A 5,655-nucleotide genomic window follows, 5' to 3' on the forward strand; every position below is an offset into this window, starting at 1 on the left:
GTTTGTTTCGTTCAGTTTTCAAAGAACTACTTGGCCGCTCATTTGCGACTTCCTTATGTTAACATTTTCATCTTTCAATGTCAACTAAGTTTTTCATTTCGTTTGTCGCTTGCGACGTTATTGTCATCGGCGACTTGTTCTATATTACACCTCTAAAGCATAATCGTCAACACCTTTTTATAAAGAACTTCAATTTAATATTTTTATGCTCTTTTAACTAAATACGTCTCTATAGGATTTCATTATCGGAGCACACCTTCTGCTTCTCTTTAATTTGTTTTTCCAAATATATTCGAGTTAATTTGAACTCTAGACTTAACTTGTGTGGACGTTTTCCTCCAACAAAACTAGCAACCTTATTTTAACAAATACTAGTATATAATTAGAGAGTTGTTGTACTATCAATAAAACTCTATTAGAAGCAGGTGAAGATATGAAAGATATACGTATCCTTATAGCAGACGACGATAAAGAAATCCGAAATTTATTAAAAATATATTTAGAACGAGAATTATACATGGTAGACACTGCAATCAACGGCAAAGAAGCCTTACATTTATTTAATCAAAATAACTATAACCTCGTTATACTAGATCTTATGATGCCCAAAATAGATGGAATCGAGGTATGTAAAAAACTTAGAGATAAAACTAACGTACCTATATTAATGCTCACCGCTAAAGATCACGAAGTTGATAAAATTTTAGGTTTAAGCATTGGTGCTGATGATTATATTACGAAACCTTTCAGCATTCACGAAGTAATTGCACGAGTAAAAGCTCTTATGCGGCGTTTTTTAGTTCTCGGAAGTAACAATACTGCTCAAGAAAAAACAACTTTATCTTTTAAAGGACTAACTATCAATTTAAATACATACACAGTTCATACAAACAAAGAAGAAATTAGCTTAACCGGAAAAGAACTGGAACTGTTAAAATTCTTTACTTCAAACCCAGGGCAAGTATTTACAAAAACACAGCTCTTCCGAAATGTATGGGACAATAATTATATAGAAGATGACAATACCGTTATGGTACATATTCGAAAACTTAGAAAGAAAATAGAAATTGACCCTTCCAATCCAAAATTCATTCAGACTATATGGGGAATTGGTTATAAGTTTGTAGGTGAAAAGCTTGAAGACTGATAAAACCCTCTTCCTGATTTCATTACAACTTATCATTTGCGGGATTTTAAACATACAAATGGATCCAAGAATAAAAATGTCTTTATTTATTATCCTTATCTTAATTACAATTTATCTCTTCTTTTCAAGAATACAATTCATTCAACATCGCAAAGCAATGGATACTAAATTAAGTCGTGTACTAAAAGGAAACTTACAAACGAGATTATTCACAAGCAATGACCACTCATTACATAATATCGTTTTTTCAATAAACGAGCTAATAGGTAAATTAGAGCAGGTTCAAATTGAAGCCAAAAGATCCGAAGAATCCAGAAAACAACTTTTGTCTAGTATCTCCCACGATATACGAACACCACTCACCTCCATTATCGGATATATAGATGCTTTGAAAGACGGAGTTGCTGCTTCTGAAATAGAAAAACAAGAATATCTTAAAATACTCTATATGAAATCAAATAACTTAAAGCACCTAGTTGATGAAATATTCAATATGGCGAAGCTAGACGCTAATGAATTTCCACTAAAAGAAGAAGAACTCGACTTTTCTGAAGTTACTAGAGAAGTTTTGATTGAATTTTTACCTGAGCTCTCAAAACATAACATCGAACTGCAAATTCGCATACCAGAGTCTACTTGTCCTATCATCGCAGATCATCTAAGCATTATGCGGATTATCGGTAATTTAATGAAAAATGCAATTTATTACGGAAAGGATGGGAAAACAATAGGAGTCGAATTGCTAGAAGCTGATGCAGAATACGAACTTCATATTTGGGATCAAGGCCCTGGTATTCCAAAACATGATTTACAAAACGTATTTGAGCGAATGTACCGAAGCGAACAATCAAGAAACTCTTCATTTGGTGGTAGCGGTCTCGGGCTTTCTATTTCCAAAGCGCTCGTTGAGAAAAACGGTGGACATATATGGGTTGAAAGTACTCCATGGAAACGAACTACTTTTGGCTTTTCTATTCCAAAACACAATACTTTTAAGAAATAGTTAAGAAATGATTAATATGCAGTTAAGCCTTCCTTTTTATGATGTAAGTAAGAACTTATAGAAAGCAGGTGTCTCCTATAAATACAATTATAAAAACGACTAACCTTACTAAAGTATATGGCAATCAAAAGTCAGTAGATAATTTAAATATTAATGTTCAACAAGGGGAGATTTATGGCTTCATAGGCCGCAACGGTGCTGGTAAAACAACAACCATTCGCATGCTGCTTAGTCTTATAAAGCCTACAAGTGGAACGATTGAAATATTCGGAGAGAACTTATTCCAAAATCAAAAAGATATTTTAAGCAGAATTGGTTCTATAGTTGAAGTTCCAGGATTTTATGAAAACTTAACTGCAAAAGAAAACCTATTAATTAATGCAAAAATAATTGGGGTTCACAAAAAGAATGCTATCGAAGAAGCATTAGAAATAGTAGGCTTGCAGCATGAGACAAAAAAGTTAGTAGGAAAGTATTCTTTAGGAATGAAGCAACGCTTAGGAATTGCGCGTGCTCTTCTCCATTATCCTGAGCTACTCATATTAGATGAACCAACTAACGGACTAGACCCTATTGGTATTAAAGAAATGCGAAAACTTATTCATTCTTTAGCTCAAGAAAGAAATATAACAATACTGATTTCTAGTCACATATTAGCCGAGGTAGAACAGTTAGTTGATCGTATCGGAATTATTCATGAAGGAAAGTTACTAGAAGAAGTTTCTCTTGATACGCTGCGCAAAGCAAACCGTAAGTACATAGAGTTTCAAGTGAATAATGACGATAAAGCTGTGATGTTATTAGAAAATCATCTTCAAATTTTTGATTATGAAGTACATGATGAAGGAAATATTCGTATTTACTCTCATTTTGGACAACAAGGATACATAAACAGAACGTTCGTTCTTAACGATATTGAAGTATTAAAAATGATGATAAGTGAAGATAGACTAGAAGATTATTTCACCAAACTAGTTGGAGGTGGAACAATTGGTTAATCTACTCTATACAGAACTCTTAAAACTAAAACGCTCTAATATGTTTTTAATTAGCATTATTGGTGCTGGTGTCGCACCTTTCTTAGTTGTAGTAGCCTCTTATATACATATAAAAACAAAACAGCCAACTCCAACTATTTGGTTCGATCAATTATTTACTGACGTTAACTTATATACTACTTTAGTTATAGGATTCCCCTTATATGGAGTAGTGGTTGCTTATTTGCTTACCCGCGAATATACAGAAGATACACTGAAAAATTTACTAACTATCCCCGTGTCACGCATTAGCTTTATTACAAGTAAATTCATCATTCTCTTTCTTTGGATTATGATGCTAACTTTAGTCGCTTGGGCACTTACTTTAATATTAGGGCTATTGGGGAACTTCCCTGGTTTTAACATTTCTTTACTTTTAGGTTCTTTCCTAGAATTTTTAATATGTGGTGGACTTCTCTTTCTATTGTCTTCACCTATTGTGCTACTAACTCTTGTAATGAAGAGCTATGTACCACCCATTATATTAACAGTCATTATTACAATGACTAATCTTATGCTCGTAAACTCCAAGCATAAAGATTTATTTCCGTGGACCGCTACTCTAGATATCGCAAATAACGAATTACAACCGACATATCCACCAGAGTATTCTTATATCATCATTGCAGTAACGACAATTTCCGGATTTATTGCAACACTATTCTATTTTAAAAAAGTAGACATTCATTAATGTATAGGAGTGAAACTATGAGCGATATCATTATTGCCTTCATACTCGGTATTGTAGAAGGATTAGCTGAATTTTTACCTATATCTTCTACTGGCCACCTTATATTAGTCGGGCATTTATTAGGCTTTGAGGGAGAAAGAGCAAAAACGTTTGAAATTGTTATTCAGCTAGGCGCAATTTTAGCTATTGCAATTTTATATCATAAACGTCTCGTTTCTTTATGTAATATTAAACCTCTTATACAGAAAGAAAAAAAATTCAACGCGTTCCATGTATTTCTTGGCGTATTTCCGGCAGTGGTTGCCGGCTTGCTACTACATGATATTATTAAAACATACTTATTCCAGCCATACACTGTTGTGATTGGACTTGTAGCAGGGGCAATTCTTATGATCTTTGCAGAAGTAAAAAAGAAAGGGGCAGCAGCCTATTCACTGGACGATTTAACATACCGCCAAGCTTTAACAATCGGATTATTTCAGTGCTTAGCGGTATACCCTGGCTTCTCTAGAGCTGGCTCTACTATCTCTGGAGGTCTATTAGCAAAAGTAAATTATAAGACTGCATCTGAATTCTCTTTTCTAATAGCTCTTCCTGTAATGATTGGGGCAACAGGCTTAGACTTACTAAAAAGTTGGAAGTATTTAAGTGTCGATGACATCCCTATGTTCGCGGTAGGATTCATTACCTCTTTTATAGTAGCGATGCTAGCAGTAGTAACTTTTCTAAAGCTTTTAGAGAAGATAGGTTTAAAACCTTTTGCATACTACCGTATTTTGTTGGCTATCTTATTTACGCTTTTCGTATTGCTATAGATTCATATAAGTCACATATTATTAAACTGATATTCAATTTAGAATATCGGTTTTTTTATCTATTTCAACTCTAGTATTACTCACTTCAATATGGCATAGTGATAATAAACTACCATTCATAATCTGAACGTTCTTTAAGTAACTATGTCCTTTATCATAAAATGCAATTGGAAAATTAAAGATCCCATATATGTACAGAACATATTTACAAACTATATTCACTCCACATAGTATCTTTTTAATTTGCAAAACACTGATACAAATTAAAAATAAGTACAAAGGCATAACAAATAAATAAATTTCCTAGGAATTATAAAGAGATTAAATATTAATTAGAGTGAGGTGACGATAAAAATGAATCAATTAGCACAGACATATTGGGATACTTATTGGGGAAACAACAAAAAACCAGAATCTGTTACAGCTTGGCAATTTGGGGATGCCCCTAATTATCTTGCACAACTAGTAATTGACGGTATTAAAACAGCTACATGCTCCGGTCACATTTTTTATGAATTAGAAAATGAATCGCTACCGACTACTAATGATTATAGTATTATACTCAATAGTAATGATGAACCTGTAGCTATTATTAAGACAATAGAAGTAACTGTAACACCAATGAATGAAGTAAGCGAAGAATTCGCTATCGCTGAAGGCGAAGGAGATCGTACTTATAATTACTGGAGAGACACCCATGTTCGTTTTTTTACAAAGGAACTAAATGAGATTGGTCTTAATTTCTCTGAAGATATGTTACTCGTCTGTGAGCGTTTTGAACTTGTTGATGTGAACAATAAAGTGAAATTTTAATAAACTGAGATTTACCAGCCATTCTTATTTTTATAAACACAAAAAAGACGAGTCATTCTGACTCGTCTTAAAGTTGCTTGGCGACGTCCTACTCTCACAGGGACAAGGTCCCAACTACCATCGGCGCTAGAGAGCTTAACTTCCGTGTT

The 5,655-nt window shown here is 33.5% G+C and carries 6 protein-coding genes; all 6 read left to right on the forward strand.

The genetic code is table 11. The features are described 5' to 3' along the window. The first annotated feature begins 433 nt into the window (after positions 1-433). The 6 genes from ACUN13_RS32075 (at position 434) to ACUN13_RS32100 (ending at position 5,506) form a co-directional block, all read left to right on the forward strand. A complete protein-coding gene (locus tag ACUN13_RS32075; RefSeq protein WP_048657123.1) occupies positions 434-1,147 on the forward strand; it encodes a response regulator transcription factor in 714 nt (237 codons plus the stop codon). Then, entirely contained in the window at positions 1,137-2,150 is a 1,014-nt protein-coding gene (locus ACUN13_RS32080; protein WP_000845329.1) for a sensor histidine kinase, read from the forward strand. The genes ACUN13_RS32075 and ACUN13_RS32080 overlap by 11 nt, the downstream gene beginning before the upstream one ends. A 68-nt stretch (positions 2,151-2,218) precedes the next feature. Then, positions 2,219-3,148, forward strand: coding sequence for an ABC transporter ATP-binding protein (locus ACUN13_RS32085; protein ID WP_000074581.1), 930 nt, complete (start codon positions 2,219-2,221; stop codon positions 3,146-3,148). Then, complete coding sequence (locus ACUN13_RS32090; protein ID WP_000247711.1) at positions 3,141-3,878, forward strand: ABC transporter permease; 738 nt, start codon at positions 3,141-3,143, stop codon at positions 3,876-3,878. The genes ACUN13_RS32085 and ACUN13_RS32090 overlap by 8 nt, the downstream gene beginning before the upstream one ends. 17 nt (positions 3,879-3,895) lie before the next feature. After that, positions 3,896-4,693, forward strand: a complete 798-nt coding sequence (uppP, locus tag ACUN13_RS32095) for an undecaprenyl-diphosphate phosphatase UppP (RefSeq protein WP_001279958.1) — start codon at positions 3,896-3,898, stop codon at positions 4,691-4,693. Between the two features lie 354 nt (positions 4,694-5,047). Then, positions 5,048-5,506, forward strand: a complete 459-nt coding sequence (locus ACUN13_RS32100; protein ID WP_001072420.1) for an ASCH domain-containing protein — start codon at positions 5,048-5,050, stop codon at positions 5,504-5,506. Positions 5,507-5,655: the final 149 nt, after the last annotated feature.

It is taken from the genome of Bacillus cereus group sp. Bce041, from assembly GCF_052646455.1.